The organism is Acinetobacter sp. YH12132 (assembly GCF_013418645.1).
Lineage (GTDB): Bacteria > Pseudomonadota > Gammaproteobacteria > Pseudomonadales > Moraxellaceae > Acinetobacter > Acinetobacter indicus.
Genome location: NZ_VPBR01000001.1, coordinates 265,352 through 284,984, shown reverse-complemented (window position 1 = coordinate 284,984; position 19,633 = coordinate 265,352). Strand labels below are relative to the sequence as shown.

The following is a 19,633-nucleotide window of genomic DNA, read 5'->3' as shown; positions in this document are numbered from 1 at the left end:
ACCCATCAAGCGCCCATAAAAAATGCCACAGAACGTGGCATTTTTCTTAGCGTTTACCCATAGATTTACGGGTCCCACGTGGTGGTGGAAACAGCTTGTCGGCATAACCTTCATCTTTAGGACGAACCTGATTATGCAAGGCATCCATCTGGGCTTTTTCTTCCGCAGATGGCATTGGGAATGGGAGTTTTACCACAGGTTTTTTTGAAGTAGGCTGCTGCTTACTCATGACGATAACTCAAATCAAATTAGCGCTATTTTAAGGTTTTTTGCAGTCAGAAGCGAGCCTCCGGCTTTTTATTCTCAAAAATGCCTTATTTTGAGGCGCAGAAGCACAAATTTCGTGATTTTTTATTAATTTGTTGAGATTTTAAACGACGAAGTGACTATTTTTGAGCTAAGATAGTGTGCTTTTTATTTTTTAATCCCTATAAGAAGGAATACTGCCGTGGACGTACGTCTCTCTGATCGTGTAAATGCCATCAAACCGTCCCCAACGCTTGCTGTGACAAACAAAGCTGCTGAATTGAAAGCTGCTGGTCATAACGTAATTGGCTTGGGTGCAGGCGAACCGGATTTCGATACACCACAACACATCAAAGATGCAGCAATTGCAGCGATTAACAACGGTTTTACCAAATATACCGCTGTTGACGGTACGCCAGGCCTGAAAAAAGCCATTATTGCGAAACTAAAACGTGACAATAACCTTGACTACCAAGCCAACCAGATTCTGGTGTCTTGCGGTGGTAAACAATCATTCTTTAACTTGGCACTTGCACTGTTAAACAAAGGTGATGAAGTGATCATCCCTGCACCATTCTGGGTAAGCTATCCAGATATGGTCATCATCGCTGAAGGCGTGCCAGTGATTGTAAAATGTGGCGAAGAACAACGCTTCAAAATCACTCCTGCTCAGTTAGAAGCAGCCATCACAGACAAAACCCGTTTAGTGGTACTGAACAGCCCGTCTAACCCGACAGGTATGATCTACACCAAAGCTGAACTGGAAGCTCTGGCTGAAGTACTGCGTAAATACCCAGAAGTGTATATCGCATCTGACGACATGTACGAACCAATCCGCTGGGATGACGAGTTCTACAACATCGCTACTGTTGCACCAGACCTGTATGACCGCACTATCGTGTTAAACGGTGTGTCTAAAGCCTATGCCATGACTGGCTGGCGTATCGGCTATGCAGCGGGCCCTGCTAAATTGATCGGCGCGATGAAAAAAATCCAGTCTCAGTCTACGTCTAACCCGACGTCTATTTCACAAGTGGCTGCAGAAGCTGCATTAAACGGTCCTCAAGACGTTCTACAACCAATGATTGAAGCGTTTAAACGCCGTCATGACCTGGTGGTAAACGGCCTGAACGACATCAAAGGTATTTCTTGCTTACCTGCAGATGGTGCGTTCTATGCTTACGCCAACATCAAACCACTGATTCGTGCTAAAGGCTTAAAATCTTGCACAGAATTCTCTGCATGGTTACTGGAAGAAACGGGCGTAGCCGTGGTTCCAGGTGATGCATTCGGTTTAGGCGGTTTCATGCGTATCTCTTATGCAACGGCTGATGAAGTGCTGGTAGATGCGTTAGCGCGTATCAAGAAAGCGGCGGATTCAATCGAAGGCGTTGATGAAGCGATTGCGTCGATCGAAGCTGAAAAAGCTGCTCAATAATCTCTTCTGAGCAATAAAAAAAACCGCGACCTGTTCGCGGTTTTTTTTATGGCCTGATTTAACTCTAAACGCTCAATTCAGCGGACCATAGATAACGGTTAGATGGCCTTTTTCAGCGCCTGAATGAGCTGACTGCGTGAGATGTCAGGACGGTCTGTACCCTTATAAATACAGTAATATTTAAAGACACTATCCAGACTCACCCGCAGTTTTTTTTGTTCAGAAGCCGACCAGACCCGGCAGCGGTTACTACCCGACAAGGCACTGCCGGCAAGCTGATACAGGTATAAATCCTGGCTGCGCTGTAATGGCGTGCGGATCGCATGATCCGGATGCTCTGAAAGCTGGAAACATGGCTCATTGATCAGCCATTTTTCACTAAACCACAGCTGCAGCAAATCGCCCAGATACAGATCGACATGCCCGACTGGCCATATGTTGATATAGGCCGAAGCAACAGGCGTATAATAATCTGCTGGATTGCTGATAAGAGAAAGGTAGTTGTCTTTGTAAAAATTGAGATTTGCAAAAATTTCAGGGATGCTGAGCGTATTCATTCGCTGTCTCCGATTTAGCCATTTTTGTGCTGGCAAGTTGGTTTAAATCCACACTGTTTAACCATTTGGTCAAACGACTTTCTGGATTTAATCTAACAACAGATTTTTTGCTTTGCAAGATTTTTTCGTGTTTTATTTTATTTTGCACAAATAAAAAGCATATAAACTTTAAATGTAAAAAAGATGACAGTTTTCGCTTGACCCCTGCCAAAATCCCTCTATAATCGCATTCAGATTCTCCCATAGCTCAGTCGGTAGAGCGACGGACTGTTAATCCGCAGGTCCCTGGTTCGAGCCCAGGTGGGAGAGCCAAATTCAAGAAAGCCCAAGCATTTAAGACTTGGGCTTTTTTATTGCCAAAATTTATAGCTTTCAATCTTTTTAATTCCTACAGCGATTCACATCTGAAGGTTATAAAAAAAGAAGATTAGGATCTTCCCGAGCGATCTAATGGCGAGACGTCAATCGCCAGATCAGCAGAGCATCTATCTTCAAAAACAGGTAAATCAGCCCTGATTCCCCTTCTCACAGCCATAAAAAAACGGAACCGAAGTCCCGTTTTCTCTCAAAAAATATTGACTGTTTCAAGCTGCCTGCGCCGGCACACCGCTATGGAAACGGAAAGTATCATCCGGGCTTAAAATCAGATTTTTTTCCACTTCACGAATATGCTGAATCCGGCCCTGAATATCTTCTTCCGGATTTTTTAGCTTGGCAGTTTTGGCAACGTCCAATGCCAGTGCCAGATAATCTTCATAATGACGCGATTCAGATTTCAGCAAATAGCGGTAGTAACGCCCCAGCTCTTCATCAACATGCGGTGCCAAGGCATAAAAACGCTCACAGGAACGCGCTTCTACAAAGGCGCCAATCACCAGTACATCAATTAACGCTTCTGGTTCATAGGTACGGATTTCTTTGCGTAAGCCGCCAGCATAACGACCTGCGCTTAAGCCTTTCCACTCCTGTCCGCGTTTGTTCATAAATTCCAGCACCTGTTCATAGTGCAGCATTTCTTCACGAACCAGTTGCGCCAGCTTGACCTGCAAATCGGTAAAGAAGCTGTAGCGGAACATCAGGTTCATGGCTGTACCGGCGGCTTTTTTCTCGCAGTTGGCATGATCCTGCATCAGGATTTCCAGATTATTCAGTGCTTCGTCCAGCCAGGCTTGCGGGGTTTCACAGCCCAGGAAGCCGATCACCGGCTTCATGAGTTCATCATAATTGATTGTCGACATACAAAAACTTCAAGATTATCGTGCAGCTTTAATCGCTGCTTTCATTTGCTGTACAGCTTGGGCCAGACCCACAAACACCGCATCGGCAATGAGCGAGTGACCAATATTCAGTTCATGAATTTGCGGAATTGCGGCAATCGGCGTCACGTTATCTAAATTCAGGCCATGGCCGGCATTCACCACCAGACCTTTGGCCGCGGCATATTCGGCACCTTTCACAATACGTTCCAGCTCAGCCTGCTGCGCCTCTGCGGTTTCAGCATCGGCGTAGGCACCGGTATGAATTTCAATGGTTGGTGCACCACAAGCAACTGCGGCATCAATCTGGGCAAAGTCAGCATCAATAAACAGGGATACATCACAACCCAGAACAGAGAGAGCCTGCGTTGCCGCTTTTACCGCCGCAAAATTACCGACCACATCCAGTCCACCTTCAGTGGTGACTTCCTGGCGTTTTTCCGGGACAAAGCAAACATGATGCGGTTTGATTTCTTTGGCGAACTCGACCATTTCATCAGTCACCGCCATTTCCAGATTCATGCGGGTTTTCAGCAATGGACGCATACGACGCACATCATCATCCTGAATATGACGACGATCTTCACGCAGATGCAAGGTAATACCCTCTGCACCAGCCTGTTCACAAATCAGTGCGGCATTGACCGGATCTGGGTAAGTGGTGCCACGTGCTTGTCGCAATGTTGCAACATGGTCAATATTCACACCAAGTAATGCAGCCATACTCTTTTCCTAATTACGATTGTGTTTGGGAGTTCTGTATCCACAATTGACGACTTTTTAACGGCCGATCTCCCAGCAGGGAGCTGATCATCTGCCGATATAATTTAGACAGTAATTGTAACTGTTCTGGATTAAAATCCCTACCCTTTTCATGGTCACGCATACTCAAAATCTGCGCGCCACTTAAACCAGAACGGGAAGGCTGCGCCGTTGGCATAAAGCCTTCATTTAATAAAAACTGGTACTGCTGCGTTGCACCAATCGGCTGCTGGTTGGCATCCACTTCAAAGTCGATGGCATAACCCAGTTCTTGCAGCAACACATGCTCAAACTGGCGCAGAATCTGTCTTAAAAAGCTGTTCGGCTGCGGATGGCTCGACAGCTGCTGTAATTGCTGCAAAGTCGTGGCATATTGCAGAAAAGTCTCGGGCATCTCGACTTCGAGCGGACACAGACGCAGCAAAATTTCATTCAGATAAAAACCGGAGAAAAAGGCATCGCCAAAGAAAAATACGGGCTGGTTGATAATTTCCAGTTTGGTAAAATTTTTCAGTTCAGATTTACCCGAGGCCTGCAGGCTAATCGGTTGATATTGTGGTGGCGGGGTTTGTCTTAAAATACCATCAATCCGCCCATATTCCTGGGTAAACAGATGCACAATATGACTACGCTCGCGGTATTTACGATGATGGATCAGGTAGCCATGCAAGACTTCATTACGCATGCGGGCAGGATATCAGCCTAATCATCTTTCTTTTTGTTTTCATCTTCTTCATCCCCATCGGGAATGACTGCACCGACCACAGCGGCCGTGCCTTTGACCACGCCTTTGGTGGTTTTATAGGCCACTTTAACCGGAACTGTAACCACCTTATGAATACAGCCTTGCAGCATGAACATGCAGGCTAAAATCACAGCAATTTTGGTCATTACAGTTCCTCGTTTCATGGCTTAGATATCGCTATATCCCAAGCTTTTTAATGCACGTTCATCATCTGACCAGCCACCTTTGACTTTCACCCAAAGCGTGAGCATGATTTTCTGTTCGAACATTTTTTCCATATCGACACGGGCATCCATCCCGATTTTTTTCAGCTTAGCACCTTTTTCACCAATCACAATGGCTTTTTGCCCCGGACGGTCTACGAAAATGGTGGCATCAATATAGGTACAGGCCGGTTTCATACGACCGGTTTTTTCATTTAAAGCCGGCTCTTCGGTTTTAAATGATTCAATCTGTACGGTTAAATCGTATGGCAACTCTTCACCAAGCTGACGCATGATTTTTTCACGAATAATTTCAGAGGCCAGGAAGCGCTCGGAACGGTCGGTAACCTGATCAAATGAATACAGCGGTGGCTGGAATGGCAGATACTGCTCAATGGTGTCACGCAGATGTTCCAGATTGGCACCACGCAGCGCAGATACCGGTACAATTTCTGCGAAGTTCATCAGCTTGGCGCGCTCCTGAATCAGCGGCAGCGCCTGATTTTTATTCTCGAAGGTATCCAGTTTATTGATCACCAGAATGACTGGCATGTCTGCATTTTTCAATTTCTCCAGTACGAGTTCATCGTTCTGGGTCCATTTTTGTGCATCGACGACGAATAATACCAGGTTCACATCACGCAGCGCCGAGTGCGCGGCACGGTTCATCATTTTGTTGATGGCACGCACTTCTTTTTTGTGCATCCCCGGGGTATCGACATAGACCGCCTGAGATTTTTCACGCGAATCAATCCCGACAATTTTATGGCGGGTGGTTTGCGGCTTACGCGAGGTAATAGACAGTTTTTGACCCAACAGGTGGTTCATCAAGGTAGATTTACCCACGTTTGGCCGGCCCACAATGGCCACAAATCCGCTACGGTAATCCGATGGAATTTTCTGACCTTGTGAACTGAAGAATTGATTGATTAAATCGTGGCTGTCGCTTTGCGACTCGTGATCAGCATCGTTGTGATCGGAATGGATTGTCATTGAGACGTTTGCTCCAAGAGTTTTAAAATTTCCGCGGCAACTGCCTGCTCGGCAAAGCGGCGGCTAGAACCTTCACCTTTCATTACCGGTAAAGCATCGACCCGGCATTCCACCTTGAAATGCTGGTTCGGGGCATCACCCTGAATATCTACAACCTCGTAAACTGGGAGAGGTTTTTTACGTGCTTGTAAATACTCTTGTAGGCGTGATTTCGGATCTTTGAGCTGATCGGTCGGCTCAATATGATCCAGATAAGGCACGTACCATTTTAACACAATCGTCTGTAGCAGGTTTAAATCCCCACAGTCGATATAAATCGCACCAATAATCGCCTCGACCGCATCTGCAAGTATAGACTCACGATGATGACCGCCTGATTTCAATTCACCGGTACTGAGAATTAAATTTTGACTGAGTTTTAAATCATTGGCGATTTTACCCAGTGCTTCCTGACGCACCAGTGTTGCGCGCATACGGGTCAGCCGCCCTTCATTTTCCTGCGGATAGGCGGTGTAGAGATAATTGGCAATAATCATCCCTAAAAGTGAATCGCCTAGAAATTCTAGGCGTTCATAGTTGTGTTTGTGACTGACCGAACGATGCGTCAGCGCCAGCTTGAGCAGATCCGGCTGTTTAAACTGGTATCCGATGCGGCTGGCCAAACGCGTTTCATTGAGCTTGGACTGAGCTTTGATCAAAACTTTTCTCGAATTTCATGACAATATCAATATTCAATAAGAACGGTTTTCTTATCTCATAGTCTTTCTTCACCTGTAGACCATCTACATTGGTGACCTGGGCAACATCCGCAAATTTAATATCACGAATGTTGTTCATACTTAAACGCTTATCCATTTCCCCAATGAATTTTTGCGGACTCAGGTTTTTGGGTCCATGAATCAACTGCTCTTTAATCTGGTTATCCAGCATTCGATCATCGAAATACGGTCCCCAAACCGCAACTGCAATTTTTGCCATAAAAGCAAAACCAATAATTGCAACCAGAATTGCAATATACGATGCCCCTTGTTGATGACGCATTTTGTTATTTTCCTAATGGATGATTTTAATCTATGCTGCCGTTTCGGCTAAAAGACGGCAATTTAAAACCAGGCTCTTTGTGCATCCAGATATAGACGGCACGGCCGGTCAGGTTTTCTTCAGGTACAAAACCCCAGAAACGGCTGTCAGCACTCTGATCGCGGTTATCCCCTAACGCGAAGTAATGACCTTCTGGAACTTTGACTTCCCAATATAAACCATTTGTAGAAGCATATTTACCATTTTCGACATAATTAATAAAGGGTGCCTGACGCGCCACGTTTACGCCTTCCAGTTCACGCATGGTAAAAGTATGCTTGCCTAAAGTTTCCTGATGGTAAATCGAGTTGGGTGTATCGAGGCTGTCTTTTTCACGGCTAAATTCCAGTGCAACTTTCTGCACCTTTTCGCCGTTAATGGTAAATTGGCCATGATCATAAACAATATGATCACCCGGTAAACCCACAATCCGCTTAATGTAGCTAATGCTTGGTTGTGGCGGATAACGGAACACCGCCACATCACCGCGTTCTGGCGAACCGGTATCAATAATTTTGCTGTTGACGATTGGCAAACGCACGCCATAGTCAAATTTATTTACCAGAATAAAATCCCCGGTCTCCAGGGTTGGCACCATTGAATCTGACGGGATGTTAAACGGCTCATATAAAAACGAACGCAGCACCAGCACAACGGCCAGTACCGGCCAGAAGTCATACGCCCATGTGATAATGAAATTTTCATTGCCCCGCCCTTTGGTCTGTCTTTGCTTGAAGACAAATTTATCCAGCAACCACACAGCAATAAAAAACAGCGTGGCAGGAACGAGGATCAAATTAAAATCAAAATCCATGGGCGTTTATCCTTCTAATCTTATTAGCGTTCGACTTTTAATACAGCTAAGAACGCTTCTTGTGGGATTTCAACGCTACCCACTTGCTTCATACGTTTCTTACCTTCTTTCTGCTTGGCCAGCAGTTTCTTCTTACGCGACACGTCACCGCCATAACATTTGGCCAATACGTTCTTACGCATGGCTTTTACCGTTGAACGGGCAATAATTTGCGCCCCAATGGCCGCCTGAATTGCGACATCAAACATCTGACGCGGAATCAGGTCTTTCATTTTTTCAACCAGCGCAATACCACGGTGACGGGCATCCTGACGGTGACAGATCATTGCCAGCGCATCGACTTTTTCACCGTTAATCAAGACATCGACTTTCACCAGTGATGAACTTTCAAAACGCACGAAGTTGTAATCTAGTGATGCAAAACCACGTGAGCAGGATTTCAATTTATCAAAGAAATCCATCACCACTTCGGCCATTGGAATTTCAAAGGTAATGGATACCTGATTACTCATGAATTTCATATCTTTTTGCACACCACGACGCTCGATACACAAGGTCATGACGTTACCCAAGTATTCTTGCGGCACCAGAATATGACATTCGGCAATCGGTTCACGTAAGTCTTCAACGGTGGAACCGTCTGGCATTTTCGATGGACTGTCAATATATACGGTCTGGCCATTTTTCATTACGGCTTCATAAATAACCGTTGGCGCAGAAGAAATCAGGTCCAGATCGTATTCACGTTCTAAACGTTCCTGAACGATTTCCATGTGCAGCATACCAAGGAAGCCACAGCGGAAACCAAAACCGAGCGCATCCGAACTTTCCGGTTCGAAGAATAGCGCTGAGTCATTGATTTGCAGCTTTTGCAGTGCTTCACGGAACGGTTCAAAATCGCTGGCATCAATCGGGAACAAACCGGCATAGACCTGCGGTTTTACTTTCTTGAAGCCCGGTAACACTTCCACTTCTGGCGTGGTTGCCAAAGTGATGGTATCGCCGACTGGTGCACCAAAAATGTCTTTAATGCCGGCAATCACGAAGCCGACTTCGCCCGCTTCCAGAATATCGGTTTCAGTATGTTTCGGATTGAAAATACCCACAGAGGTAATGATGTGCGTTTGACCGGTTGATTTCATCAACATCTTGTCGCCTTTACGCACACGGCCCTGCTTCACACGCACCAGAGACACAACGCCCAGATAGTTATCAAACCATGAGTCGACAATTAAAGCTTGTAATGGCGCATCACGGTCACCGGTTGGTGCTGGAATGACATCAACCAGACGCTCTAAAACACCTGCAATCCCCAGACCGGTTTTGGCTGAACAGGTCGGCGCATCGGTTGCTTCAATACCAATAATATCTTCAATTTCCTGAATCACACGCTCAGGCTCTGCTTGCGGCAGGTCAATCTTGTTCAGAATTGGCAGTACTTCCAGACCTTGCTCAATCGCGGTATAGCAGTTGGCAACCGATTGTGCTTCTACGCCCTGGGCAGCATCAACCACCAGTAGTGCGCCTTCACACGCTGCCAGTGAACGTGAAACTTCATAAGAAAAGTCAACGTGTCCCGGGGTGTCAATGAAATTTAACTGGTATTCCTGACCATTCGGATGGGTATAGTACAAGGTCACCGAAGTCGCTTTAATGGTAATCCCACGTTCACGCTCAAGTTCCATTGAGTCCAGTACTTGCGCCTGCATTTCGCGATCCTGCAAACCGCCACAGGTCTGAATGAAACGATCCGCAAGGGTCGACTTGCCATGATCGATATGTGCAATGATCGAGAAGTTACGAATGTTTTTAATATCAACAGATTTTTTAGCTTGCGCCATGGGCTACCTTAAAAAATAACGCGCTATGCAAACCAGATTCAGTGCACAGCAAAAGCCGAATAGAAATTGCGAAGGATTATAGCAGATGGATTTTTTAAAGTATCCAAAATAATGCAAAGCTTTTCGGCCCGGCCGGTTTTAGATCATCCGATACAAACCGGCCAGTGACGATGCTTATGCCGGCTGTGGCGGATACTGGTTAAAATCCATCGGATTCAGATCGGCTGGAATAGGCTGATACGCCTGGGAAAAACTTGGCGACATGCGTTTTGGACGGCCGCTGTCAATTTCCACACAGGCCCATTTGGTCTGCGCGACAAACAGCACGCTCTGGTCCTGCGGACGATAAAACACATATTGGCGAAACAGGTACAGCGCATTAATTTCACTGAGCCAGGTTCTTAAAATCAGCTCCTCACCGGCAAATGCTGCCTTGCGATACTGCACATGATGCTCCACCGCCACCATGGCATGTTTCATTTCCAGAAACTGCGCCATGCCCAGGCCTAAGGTTTCAATATGGGCGCTGGCCACATCCTGCATCCACTGCACATAAACCACGTTGTTGACATGGCCCAGACTGTCAATATGCTCGGGTTGAACCTGAAGTTTTAAATCAAAAAATGTACTGCTCATGCTCTGTTACTGTACTGTGGTATCGGCTATTGAGGCCCCTAGTCTACTGAAAATTGGCCCCGGATAAATTGAAAAATAAAAAAACCACAGCAGGCTGTGGTTTTTAACTGGCTCAGATCAGGAAATTCGCATACCGACAATGGCACGTTGTCCCTGACGGATTAAGGTCACACGCGCCACGCTGCCCTTTTTCAGCTGCGAAACCGCCTGAACAAAACTGTTGCTGTCGGTGACTGGGCTATTGTTCAGCTGTACGATGACATCACCCGGTAAAATTCGCGACTGCGCTGCAATACTGCCCGGACGGACTTCCTGAATCAGCACACCGCCTTTAATTTCCAGCTGACGCATTTCTGCTGCTGACAGGTTCCGGATTGCGACCCCAAGTACCGGGCCTTTATTCTGGCTTGGCGTAACATTGCTCTTGGCCGGGGTGTCATCCGGTGCAGTACTTAAAGTAGCCGAGATATTCCGGCGACGGTCATCGCGTAAAACTTCCAGCTGGATGGTCTGTTTAGGTGCAGTACGGTTCAGATAATTGAGTAATTCGCTGGTGCGCGAAATTGGGGTACCGTTGTATTTTAAGATCACATCACCCGCACGCAAGCCGGCTTTGGAGGCTGGAGAATCCGGTGCCACCTGGGTAATTAAGGACCCTTCCGGTTTATCCAGTCGATACGATTCTGCCAGCGTCCGGTCAATATCCTGCAGGCTCACACCTAAATAGGAACGGGTGACTTTACCATGCTGTTTTAACTGGTCTGCCACTTCCATCGCCACATCAATCGGAATCGAGAAAGACAGGCCCATATAGCCGCCCGTTCCACTAAAGATGCGCGAGTTGACCCCAACCACTTCACCGCGCTGGTTAAATAGCGGTCCACCCGAGTTACCCGGGTTTAAGGCAACGTCAGTCTGAATAAACGGTACCGAGGTTTCCCCCATCATGTTACGCATTTTGGCACTGACAATACCAGCAGAGGCGGAATAGTCAAAACCAAATGGTGAACCAATTGCCAGCACCGGCTCACCGACTTTCAGGCGATCAACATTACCGGTACGCAGTTCAGGGAAGTTGCTGCCAGATACCTTCAGCAAAGCCACATCGGTCCGTTCATCACTGCCGACCACGGTGGCATCAATTTCACGGCGATCATTCAGAACAATGGTGACTTTGGAGGCATTTTCAATCACATGGTGGTTAGTGAGCAGGTAGCCATCTTTGCTGATAAAGAAGGCACTGCCATAACCGGTTTTTTCTTGTGGTGCCTGACGCTGCGGAATCACCACCCCATCGCCAAAGAAACGGCGTAACAGTTCCGGAACCTGTTGTTGTAACAACTCTTCCTGGCTTAAACGTTTGACCACATTGACACTGACAACACCGGGGCTGACCTGTTCAACCAGGTTGGAAAAATCTACTGAAGTAGAGGCCTGTGCTTGAACAGATGCCATAGTGAACACAGCTGCATAGAGACCCTTCTGTAAGTAGCGATTATTCATATATAGCATTCACTCAATTTGTTTATAAAAATGTGATGTTCTGTTTTTAACATAACGCTTTTTAAGATTTCGTAATAATATGTTCAATTCCTCAACAGGATACAAGTGCTTATGCCATTTTTTATAAAATGGAGTTTTATTGCTTTTTCTCATCATTAATAAGCATCTTGACCCTTGCCTTTTGTTTTAAAAAGCGTTGTCATTACCAGACTTTTTTCAAATTAGCTGATGGACATGTCTAATTTACATGCAACTCATCATTTTGATGTGATCATTGTGGGTAGTGGCGGCGCAGGTTTAAGTCTGGCACTGTCATTACCAGCTCATTTTAAAATTGCCGTGCTGGCCAAGTCGGCCCTGACTGATGCCAGCACCTTTTATGCCCAAGGTGGGGTCGCAGCCGTACTGGATGAAACCGACTCTATTCAACAGCATATAGATGACACAATGATTGCAGGCGCGCATTTATGTGAACTGAATGCCGTGCAGCAAACTGTAGAGGGCGGTAAACCTTCGGTCGATTTCCTGCTTGAACATGGCGTTCAATTTACCCTCGATGAACAGGAACAACTGCATTTAACCCGTGAAGGCGGCCACTCCCAGCGCCGGATCATTCACGCGGCAGATGCCACGGGACGTGCCATTTCAACGACACTGGTCCAGCGGGCCAGAGAAAAACAGAATATCCAGATTTTTGAAAACTTTGTTGCCATTGACCTGATTACCACACAGAAACTCGGTCAAACCGGTAACAATCGTGCATTGGGCCTGTATGCCCTGGATGAAAACACCGACCAAATTGATACCTTCCTGGCACCCTTTACCGCACTGGCCTGCGGCGGTGCCATGAAAGCCTATCTGTACACCTCTAACCCGGATATTGCCACCGGTGACGGGATTGCCATGGCCTACCGCGCCGGTTGTCGCGTCGCCAATATGGAATTTAACCAGTTCCATCCGACCTGTTTATACCATCCGCAAGCCCGTTCCTTCTTGATTACCGAAGCCATGCGCGGTGAAGGCGCCTATTTACGCCTGCCAGATGGTGAACGCTTTATGCTACGTTTTGACGAACGTGCCGAACTGGCACCACGTGATATTGTGGCACGTGCAATTGACTTTGAAATCAAGCGTCTGGGGATTCGTCATGTCTGGCTAGACATCACCCATAAACCGGCCGAATTTGTTAAAGAACACTTCCCGACCCTGTATGCGCGTTTACTGGAATTGGGCATCGACATCACCAAAGATATGATTCCGGTGGTCCCGGCAGCGCATTATACCTGTGGCGGTGTAGTGGTTGATGAACACAGCCAGACCGATATTGCCGGCCTGTATGCCATTGGTGAAACGTCTTATACCGGCCTGCATGGTGCTAACCGTATGGCCAGTAACTCACTTTTAGAATGTTTTGTATATGGCATGAGTGCTGCTGAACATATTCAGGCTGAATTCAAGCCCGATTATCAATCACCAAATGTGCCGGCCTGGGATGATTCTCAAGTGACCCATCCCGATGAAGATGTGGTAATTCTACAAAACTGGGATGAACTGCGCGCCACCATGTGGAACTACGTCGGAATTGTCCGCACCACCAAGCGTTTGCAACGTGCCCTGCACCGTATTGAAATGCTGAAACGCGAAATTACCGAGTATTATCAAGACTACAAAGTCAGTAAAAACCTGATTGAACTGCGTAATCTGGTGCTGGTTTCAGAAATGATTGTGCGTTGTGCCATGCAGCGTAAAGAATCGCGTGGCCTGCATTACACCCTGGATTATCCAGAACTGGCAGATGAGCTGCGTAAAACTGTCCTCACGCCGCCAAACTTCCAGGTAGAAACGCCATTGGTCAATGAGGATGTGCCGGCTTAAAATGCTTTTACATCTTCAGTTCTGAAAGATAAAAAACCGAATTGCAGGATGTGATTCGGTTTTTTATTGGGATCAGCCAAAAATGGTTTCAGCCGGATGGTTCCTCAAGTTGAAGCATATTGCGCTGCACTCGAGGTTGGCTTTAATAATGGCAACTGCTCAGGTTCTAGCACTCCGGACAGCAATTGCGGCAGATAGGTCTGCACATAATTACGTAAAGTCAGTGCCACTTGTGCCGAGAAATGTGGCTGCTGCAATTGTGTCTGTAAATGTGCCAAAGCCTGCGCCTCGGTCAGCTGATGGGTTTGCACCGCATAGACATAGCCCAATAAGGCGCCTTGTGCCAAAAACTGATACGGCAACCCGGCCTGAGCATTGCTGGCAATTGAACCTAACACCCGTTCGGACGCACTGAGCTTGCGTAGCGGATCACGCGCCACCCGTGCACATGGGTCTTTATAGGCATGGACACAGGAGTTTGCAAAACTTTGTGCCAGTGCATGTAGATCTTTCTGTCGGTGTGGTAACACCACCGCCAGTCCCTGCTGAACCTGCTGTAACAACTGCTGCATGAACTGTTCAATCTGCGGGTCGGCCAGAGCCACACCAATGGTTTGATGACCACGCAGGCTGGCATACCAGGCAAGCATGGCATGCACCCCGTTCCAGAGCCGGTTTTTAATCAGCTGGATTTCACTGATGTCTTCGACCAGAATCATCTGCCGCATTTTTTGCAGTAACGGACTGGCATTTTCCACATAAATCGGCATGTCAATTTCTGCATTAAACAGAATGAGATCCATCGTTTGCAGAATATGACTCGGCTGGAAATTACGGCGCAAATCTTCCACATACAGGCTGGCCTGACGTTCCTGCTCCGGCTGCAAACGGGTGTTATCCTCAATTTCAACCGGCTCGGCTTCATCTTCCGTTTGCGACTGCTTGAAGATGTTGTATTTAATCCGTAGCTGGCGGTACAGGTTCTGGTCAGTCAGTTTGGATACCATACGGTTGACCACGGTATCGCAGAAATAATGCTGCGCTAAAATGGCTTGTGCGGTCTGCACATCACTTAAGGCCACCAGGGCTTTACGGATATGCTCCAGCAATAACTGCTTGGCACCGACTTTATTTAAAATAATCAGCACGGTTAAAGGCGCAGCCGGCTGGTCCTGATGGGCCAGATAACGTGCATACAGGCCTTGCGCAATCACCTCAGCTTCGCTGCTCAGCGCTTTTTCTGGCAGACATAAGGCAATCAAGCTGGATTCGATATACATCTCCTGCATGTGCTGCAGGTTATCTGCATCAATAATGCTCATGTTTTCAATACGTTCATCATAGGACATTTGCCCATAACGAATGCAATAGGTGCCAAAAGCATTCACCGCAGAGCGATACAGCTGGTTACGGGTAGAAGCGTAAATCCGTTTCGGACGGGTATAACCATCCCAATGCGATAATACCTGCGCCAGATAACCGCCACCAATCGCACCAAAACCATGGATTCCGACAGTTAGCTGGTTCAAGGTTTGTGGAAAGGCTTCCTGCAGGCTGGGCATGCCCAAGGCCGGAATATACAGGTTTAAATCTTCCAGATAATCTTCCATGCTTTCATAGTAGTAATGCGCCTTAGACAGCATCTGTTCATTTGGTGCTTTAATGTCCCGCAGCAGCACGGTAATGCCCTGCGCTGCATAGGCCGAGGTCACACCATTGTCTGAATCTTCAAACATGAAACAGTCACTGGCGGAGAGATTCAGCTTTTGCGCAGCGGTCAGGAAAATTTCCGGATGCGGTTTGCCACGTTGGACTTCATCTCCGCACACCAGTACATCAAAAAATTTATAGACATTGGCATTAATTAAATATTCTTCGGCAATGGCACGGCGACTGGACGTCGCCACTGCCATGCGCAGCCCGGATTTACGCAAGCGCTCCAGCACCTGTAGCAAACCGGTTTTAATCGGCACGCCAAACTGACGCACACTTTCCAGTTCCAGCTCATCGGCACGCTGGCGAATTTCGGTATAGGGAATATCTTCACCATATTCAGCCTGTGCCAGCTGTTTGGCACTCCGCGCACTCAAGCCCAGACAACCCATTAAATAGTCATCGCTGAACTCGACTCCAATCAATTCCCGAGATGCCTGTTTCAAGGTTTGAAACCGTAAACGCTCAGTATCAAACATTGTGCCATCCATATCGAAAATTGCGCCCTGGATCATTTTATTTTTAAATTTAAGCATTTCCCCCCTCATTTGATCATTTTTCAACAGGCCTAGAGCCTAGAGCAATTTTTGAGGGAACAACACCTTAGACAAAGAATGAAATATTTAAGGTTAAAAATTAACCACCTAATTGGAGTAAGATTTAAGATATGTAACTTTAAGTAATTAATAAGTAACATCATGTAAATCAATAAAGCGATTTTGCTGAAATATAAGGATAAGTTTTAAATAATTCGGAGGGTGCTTTTCGGCGAATTAAATAGGCTTCAAAAAATAAAAAGCTGGAAGCATCAGATTGGCGAAGAAACTGAAGCAAGCAAAATTAAGACGAGTAAGAAAAGGATAAAATCAAGCGAGCCAGATCAACAGAACAAGTGACCTGAGAATCAAGCCACTTGGGGTGGAATGGAATAAGTTCCAGTCACATGCGCCACCGGCTCTTCCTGCCCGACTGAATAAATCCAGACTTCACCCACGGCCAAACTTTTACCCAGTTTCATGAGCCGGCATTCCGCCCGCAGGTTTTTTCCACCAGCGGGTTTGCGTAAAAAATTGATATTCAGGTTGGTGGTGACCGCCAACCCGACAATCCCAATCTGGCCCAGAATGGCTACATATAAAGCCAGATCTGCAGCCGTCATCATGGTCGGACCAGAGATCGTGCCACCCGGACGTAATTCACTTTCCCCAACCCGATAGGTCAAGCAGGCACCCATGGGCGTGACCGCATCAATCTCGCATTTTTCCAGGCTCTGGGGAAATTCTTGTTGTAAAAATTCAATAATTTCAGCACGGTTACTTTTCATTGTGATCAAAAAATCCTCTATCATCACGCTACTATAGAAGATTTTTAGTCTTGACCCAAATTTAAGCAGCGACTGTCTGTAAATATTTGAGCGCCTCGGCAAAGACCAGATCCGGACTTTGGGTGGCATCTAAACGTTTAATCCGTTCTGGTTCTGCCTGCCACAACTCCTGATAACCAGCACGCACCTTTTCAAAAAAGGTGACTTTTTCCTGTTCAAAACGGTCCAGCGCACCACGTTCACGCGCACGGGACATGCCCAGTTCAATCGGTGCATCCAGCCAGAAAGTCAGAGCCGGCATGTGCGAAACAAAATTCTGGTTCAGCAATTGCAACTTTTCCTGGCTTAGGCCACGCCCAGCACACTGATAGGCAAAGCTGGCATCAGTAAAGCGGTCACAGAGTACCGTTTTGCCAGCTGCCAGTGCAGGCAGAATCACCTGCGCCAGATGCTGGGCGCGCGCTGCGTACATCAGCAGTAATTCAGTATCATTACACATCGGCTCGTCATGATTGACTGAAAGCAGCAGACTGCGAATCTGCTCGGCCATCGGGGTGCCACCCGGTTCACGGGTCAGCACTACTTCACTGCCTTGGGCCTGCAAATGTTCATAAATACGACGGATGAGCGTGGTTTTACCTACCCCTTCGGTGCCTTCAAAGCTAATAAACATGCTCACTCCTTGTTCTTCGCACGAATGACCGCCAGATATTCCTGAACTGCGCGGTTATGATCTTGCAGATTGGTACTGAATTTATGTCCGCCATCACCGGTGGCGACAAAATAGAGATTGTCGGAATCATCCGGATGCATTGCTGCTTCAATCGCGCGTTTGCTTGGCAGTGCAATTGGTGTTGGCGGCAAACCATAGATGGTATAGGTATTGTACGGGGTTGGGGTACGTAAATCCTTACGGGTAATATTGCCCTGATATTTGTCGCCCATCCCGTAAATGACGGTCGGGTCAGTTTGTAAACGCATACCAATCTTTAAACGGCGCACAAATACGCCGGAGACCTGACGCAGTTCGCTATCGACATGGGTTTCTTTTTCAATAATCGACGCCATCACCAGCGCTTCATATTTATTCTTGTACGGTAAATCTGGTGCACGATTGGCCCAGGCTTCATCCAGTGCTTTCATCTGACGCTGATACAAATCGGTCAGAATTTTACGGTCCGATTCGCCCTTGGCAAAGAAATAGGTATCTGGCGCAAACAGGCCTTCCGGATGCTCAAATGGAATATTCAGCGCTTTTAACAACTGATCGGTCGGCAGATGGCTGACTTCTTTAGTCACCAGCTCATCCTTTTGCAGATGCTGCACCAATTGTTTAAAGGTGGTGCCTTCAATGACCAGAATCCGGTTCATCTGCGCATTTTCTGCATTGGAGATCATTTCCATGACTTCACGGATGCTCATACCCTGCTGGATTTCATAAACCCCGGCTTTCATCGAATCATGAATCATGATTTTCTGATACAGCTTCAGAATAATCGGAAAACTGACCTGATCATTTTTTTCCAGACGATCAATAAAACCGGAATAGGTATCGCCATCGCCAATGGCCAGTAATTCTTTCTGGCCTTTTACCGGATAGTCTTTAAACAGGCTGGACCAGAGGATGACTACGACAATGAGGAGTACGCCCAGTAACAGGGTTAAAATGCCTTTCATCGGCAATGGGGAACGAGGCTTGTTTTTCTTTTTCGTTTTAGAGCGGGATGAAGACATATTAATGCATCTGATTCAATTGAAGACGATTAAACAGTTCAATACAGGCTTGAACATCTAAAAGGCGTGCATCGAGCTGGATCACGATTTTCATCGGACTGAGCGCATTACAGAAAAACAGACTCTGGAACTGCGCAATTTCTTCCATATCGACATAACGCTGGCGACAGGAAATGCCGTGCTGCTGCATACGGGCCAGAATTTCAGCCCGCATCACGCCGTGGACGCCATTATAACGAAGTTCCGGCGTAATCCATTCATTGTTTATAAGAATAAAACAATTACTGCTCACCCCTTCAACAACCGAGCCTTGCACATCAGTCACCAAGGCTTCCGGCCAACCCTGCGCATCGGCTTCTTTTTTCAGTATCACCTGTTCTAAACGGTTCAGGCTTTTGATGCCGACCAGATGTGGCATACTCAGCCCCATCGCTTGTTTCAACACACCACTGGCGATTTTTTCATAGTGAAAATCATCCACTGCTTTGGGATAAAAGAAGACCCAGACATCAGCCTCTTGTGCGGGCAGGCTATAACCGCGCTGTCCATCTCCCCGGCTGATGATGATTTTTAAAGTGCCGTTGACCTGCGGATAGCGCTGCTGCAGCTGTTGAATCGACTGCTGGATAAACGCCAGATTGGCATGTAAATACAAATGCTCACAGCCGCGTTGTAGCCGCAGCAGATGTAAGGCCTCCAGTTCAATCTGGCCATTGCGGATGCGCGCGGTACTAAAGCAGCCATCGCCATAATGAAAGGCACGGTCCAGCACTGAAACGGCCGATATTTCCTCAGCATTCTTAAAACATTGCATACAACAAGTATCCATTTGAGCTGGCTTTAGTGTAAGAATGGAAGATCTATTTATATTTCTTTTTTATTCATATAAAATTCATTTTTTATTATTTTTTTA

20 protein-coding genes and 1 tRNA gene are annotated in these 19,633 nt (G+C 46.8%); 3 read left to right on the top strand and 18 right to left on the bottom strand.

Features of this window, described 5'->3' with window-relative positions:
• Nucleotides 1-46: 46 nt before the first annotated feature.
• Entirely contained in the window at nt 47-229 is a 183-nt protein-coding gene (locus FTU67_RS01345; protein ID WP_005176699.1) for a hypothetical protein, read from the bottom strand.
• Nucleotides 230-448: 219 nt separating this feature from the next.
• On the opposite strand from FTU67_RS01345, the gene FTU67_RS01340 reads away from it, so the two are divergent.
• Nucleotides 449-1,684 (top strand): pyridoxal phosphate-dependent aminotransferase, encoded by a 1,236-nt coding sequence (locus tag FTU67_RS01340; RefSeq protein ID WP_005176698.1) that lies wholly within the window; start codon nt 449-451, stop codon nt 1,682-1,684.
• 98 nt (nt 1,685-1,782) lie between these two features.
• Here the strand turns inward: FTU67_RS01340 and FTU67_RS01335 are convergent, their stop codons facing one another.
• A complete protein-coding gene (locus FTU67_RS01335; protein WP_180061319.1) occupies nt 1,783-2,241 on the bottom strand; it encodes a hypothetical protein in 459 nt (152 codons plus the stop codon).
• Nucleotides 2,242-2,477: 236 nt separating this feature from the next.
• On the opposite strand from FTU67_RS01335, the gene FTU67_RS01330 reads away from it, so the two are divergent.
• A tRNA-Asn gene (locus FTU67_RS01330) sits at nt 2,478-2,553 on the top strand.
• Between the two features lie 272 nt (nt 2,554-2,825).
• Here the strand turns inward: FTU67_RS01330 and FTU67_RS01325 are convergent.
• From FTU67_RS01325 to FTU67_RS01275, 11 genes are all read right to left on the bottom strand, one after another.
• Entirely contained in the window at nt 2,826-3,479 is a 654-nt protein-coding gene (locus FTU67_RS01325) for a tRNA-(ms[2]io[6]A)-hydroxylase (protein ID WP_005176696.1), read from the bottom strand.
• A gap of 15 nt (nt 3,480-3,494) precedes the next feature.
• The gene (pdxJ, locus tag FTU67_RS01320; RefSeq protein WP_016660036.1) at nt 3,495-4,220 is read right to left on the bottom strand and encodes a pyridoxine 5'-phosphate synthase; all 726 of its coding nucleotides are present in this window, start codon (nt 4,218-4,220) and stop codon (nt 3,495-3,497) included.
• Nucleotides 4,221-4,233: 13 nt separating this feature from the next.
• A complete protein-coding gene (locus FTU67_RS01315; protein WP_180061318.1) occupies nt 4,234-4,944 on the bottom strand; it encodes a DNA repair protein RecO in 711 nt (236 codons plus the stop codon).
• A gap of 17 nt (nt 4,945-4,961) precedes the next feature.
• Nucleotides 4,962-5,150 (bottom strand): NF038104 family lipoprotein, encoded by a 189-nt coding sequence (locus FTU67_RS01310; RefSeq protein ID WP_045795115.1) that lies wholly within the window; start codon nt 5,148-5,150, stop codon nt 4,962-4,964.
• A 21-nt stretch (nt 5,151-5,171) separates the two neighbouring features.
• The gene (gene era, locus FTU67_RS01305; RefSeq protein WP_168399845.1) at nt 5,172-6,200 is read right to left on the bottom strand and encodes a GTPase Era; all 1,029 of its coding nucleotides are present in this window, start codon (nt 6,198-6,200) and stop codon (nt 5,172-5,174) included.
• Nucleotides 6,197-6,898 (bottom strand): ribonuclease III, encoded by a 702-nt coding sequence (gene rnc / locus FTU67_RS01300; RefSeq protein ID WP_005176685.1) that lies wholly within the window; start codon nt 6,896-6,898, stop codon nt 6,197-6,199. Before rnc ends, era begins: the two co-directional genes overlap by 4 nt.
• Complete coding sequence (locus tag FTU67_RS01295; RefSeq protein ID WP_005176678.1) at nt 6,870-7,241, bottom strand: DUF4845 domain-containing protein; 372 nt, start codon at nt 7,239-7,241, stop codon at nt 6,870-6,872. Before FTU67_RS01295 ends, rnc begins: the two co-directional genes overlap by 29 nt.
• 25 nt (nt 7,242-7,266) lie before the next feature.
• On the bottom strand, nt 7,267-8,094 hold the full coding sequence (gene lepB / locus FTU67_RS01290) for a signal peptidase I (RefSeq protein WP_005176674.1): 828 nt from the start codon (nt 8,092-8,094) through the stop codon (nt 7,267-7,269).
• 23 nt (nt 8,095-8,117) lie between these two features.
• A complete protein-coding gene (gene lepA, locus FTU67_RS01285) occupies nt 8,118-9,935 on the bottom strand; it encodes a translation elongation factor 4 (RefSeq protein ID WP_005176673.1) in 1,818 nt (605 codons plus the stop codon).
• Between the two features lie 174 nt (nt 9,936-10,109).
• Complete coding sequence (locus tag FTU67_RS01280) at nt 10,110-10,571, bottom strand: thioesterase family protein (RefSeq protein ID WP_005176672.1); 462 nt, start codon at nt 10,569-10,571, stop codon at nt 10,110-10,112.
• Between the two features lie 117 nt (nt 10,572-10,688).
• The gene (locus FTU67_RS01275; RefSeq protein ID WP_104469870.1) at nt 10,689-12,074 is read right to left on the bottom strand and encodes a Do family serine endopeptidase; all 1,386 of its coding nucleotides are present in this window, start codon (nt 12,072-12,074) and stop codon (nt 10,689-10,691) included.
• 228 nt (nt 12,075-12,302) lie between these two features.
• On the opposite strand from FTU67_RS01275, the gene nadB reads away from it, so the two are divergent.
• Nucleotides 12,303-13,949: an L-aspartate oxidase gene (gene nadB / locus FTU67_RS01270; RefSeq protein ID WP_075174747.1), complete on the top strand. Its 1,647-nt coding sequence runs from the start codon at nt 12,303-12,305 to the stop codon at nt 13,947-13,949.
• A 104-nt stretch (nt 13,950-14,053) separates the two neighbouring features.
• Here nadB and mtlD read toward each other — a convergent pair whose 3' ends face one another.
• From mtlD to pabC, 5 genes are all read right to left on the bottom strand, one after another.
• Nucleotides 14,054-16,198 carry a bifunctional mannitol-1-phosphate dehydrogenase/phosphatase gene (gene mtlD / locus FTU67_RS01265; RefSeq protein WP_160241475.1) on the bottom strand — a complete coding sequence of 715 codons (2,145 nt, stop codon included), beginning with the start codon at nt 16,196-16,198 and terminating at the stop codon, nt 14,054-14,056.
• A 368-nt stretch (nt 16,199-16,566) separates the two neighbouring features.
• Nucleotides 16,567-16,986 carry a PaaI family thioesterase gene (locus tag FTU67_RS01260; RefSeq protein ID WP_005176662.1) on the bottom strand — a complete coding sequence of 140 codons (420 nt, stop codon included), beginning with the start codon at nt 16,984-16,986 and terminating at the stop codon, nt 16,567-16,569.
• Between the two features lie 61 nt (nt 16,987-17,047).
• Entirely contained in the window at nt 17,048-17,659 is a 612-nt protein-coding gene (tmk, locus tag FTU67_RS01255) for a dTMP kinase (protein WP_180006690.1), read from the bottom strand.
• A gap of 2 nt (nt 17,660-17,661) precedes the next feature.
• A complete protein-coding gene (mltG, locus tag FTU67_RS01250; protein WP_104505507.1) occupies nt 17,662-18,720 on the bottom strand; it encodes an endolytic transglycosylase MltG in 1,059 nt (352 codons plus the stop codon).
• A gap of 1 nt (nt 18,721) precedes the next feature.
• Complete coding sequence (pabC, locus tag FTU67_RS01245; RefSeq protein WP_160241477.1) at nt 18,722-19,534, bottom strand: aminodeoxychorismate lyase; 813 nt, start codon at nt 19,532-19,534, stop codon at nt 18,722-18,724.
• Nucleotides 19,535-19,633: the final 99 nt, after the last annotated feature.

Coding starts and splice junctions, on each gene's coding strand:
- FTU67_RS01335 (WP_180061319.1), bottom strand. CDS start 2,241: ATGAATACGCTCAGCATCCCTGAAATTTTTGCAAATCTCAATTTTTAC.
- FTU67_RS01260 (WP_005176662.1), bottom strand. CDS start 16,986: ATGAAAAGTAACCGTGCTGAAATTATTGAATTTTTACAACAAGAATTT.
- FTU67_RS01280 (WP_005176672.1), bottom strand. CDS start 10,571: ATGAGCAGTACATTTTTTGATTTAAAACTTCAGGTTCAACCCGAGCAT.
- FTU67_RS01325 (WP_005176696.1), bottom strand. CDS start 3,479: ATGTCGACAATCAATTATGATGAACTCATGAAGCCGGTGATCGGCTTC.
- mltG (WP_104505507.1), bottom strand. CDS start 18,720: ATGTCTTCATCCCGCTCTAAAACGAAAAAGAAAAACAAGCCTCGTTCC.
- FTU67_RS01295 (WP_005176678.1), bottom strand. CDS start 7,241: ATGCGTCATCAACAAGGGGCATCGTATATTGCAATTCTGGTTGCAATT.
- FTU67_RS01310 (WP_045795115.1), bottom strand. CDS start 5,150: ATGACCAAAATTGCTGTGATTTTAGCCTGCATGTTCATGCTGCAAGGC.
- pabC (WP_160241477.1), bottom strand. CDS start 19,534: ATGCAATGTTTTAAGAATGCTGAGGAAATATCGGCCGTTTCAGTGCTG.
- FTU67_RS01315 (WP_180061318.1), bottom strand. CDS start 4,944: ATGCGTAATGAAGTCTTGCATGGCTACCTGATCCATCATCGTAAATAC.
- lepB (WP_005176674.1), bottom strand. CDS start 8,094: ATGGATTTTGATTTTAATTTGATCCTCGTTCCTGCCACGCTGTTTTTT.
- FTU67_RS01345 (WP_005176699.1), bottom strand. CDS start 229: ATGAGTAAGCAGCAGCCTACTTCAAAAAAACCTGTGGTAAAACTCCCA.
- pdxJ (WP_016660036.1), bottom strand. CDS start 4,220: ATGGCTGCATTACTTGGTGTGAATATTGACCATGTTGCAACATTGCGA.
- mtlD (WP_160241475.1), bottom strand. CDS start 16,198: ATGCTTAAATTTAAAAATAAAATGATCCAGGGCGCAATTTTCGATATG.
- era (WP_168399845.1), bottom strand. CDS start 6,200: ATGACAATCCATTCCGATCACAACGATGCTGATCACGAGTCGCAAAGC.
- lepA (WP_005176673.1), bottom strand. CDS start 9,935: ATGGCGCAAGCTAAAAAATCTGTTGATATTAAAAACATTCGTAACTTC.
- tmk (WP_180006690.1), bottom strand. CDS start 17,659: ATGTTTATTAGCTTTGAAGGCACCGAAGGGGTAGGTAAAACCACGCTC.
- FTU67_RS01275 (WP_104469870.1), bottom strand. CDS start 12,074: ATGAATAATCGCTACTTACAGAAGGGTCTCTATGCAGCTGTGTTCACT.
- nadB (WP_075174747.1), top strand. CDS start 12,303: ATGGACATGTCTAATTTACATGCAACTCATCATTTTGATGTGATCATT.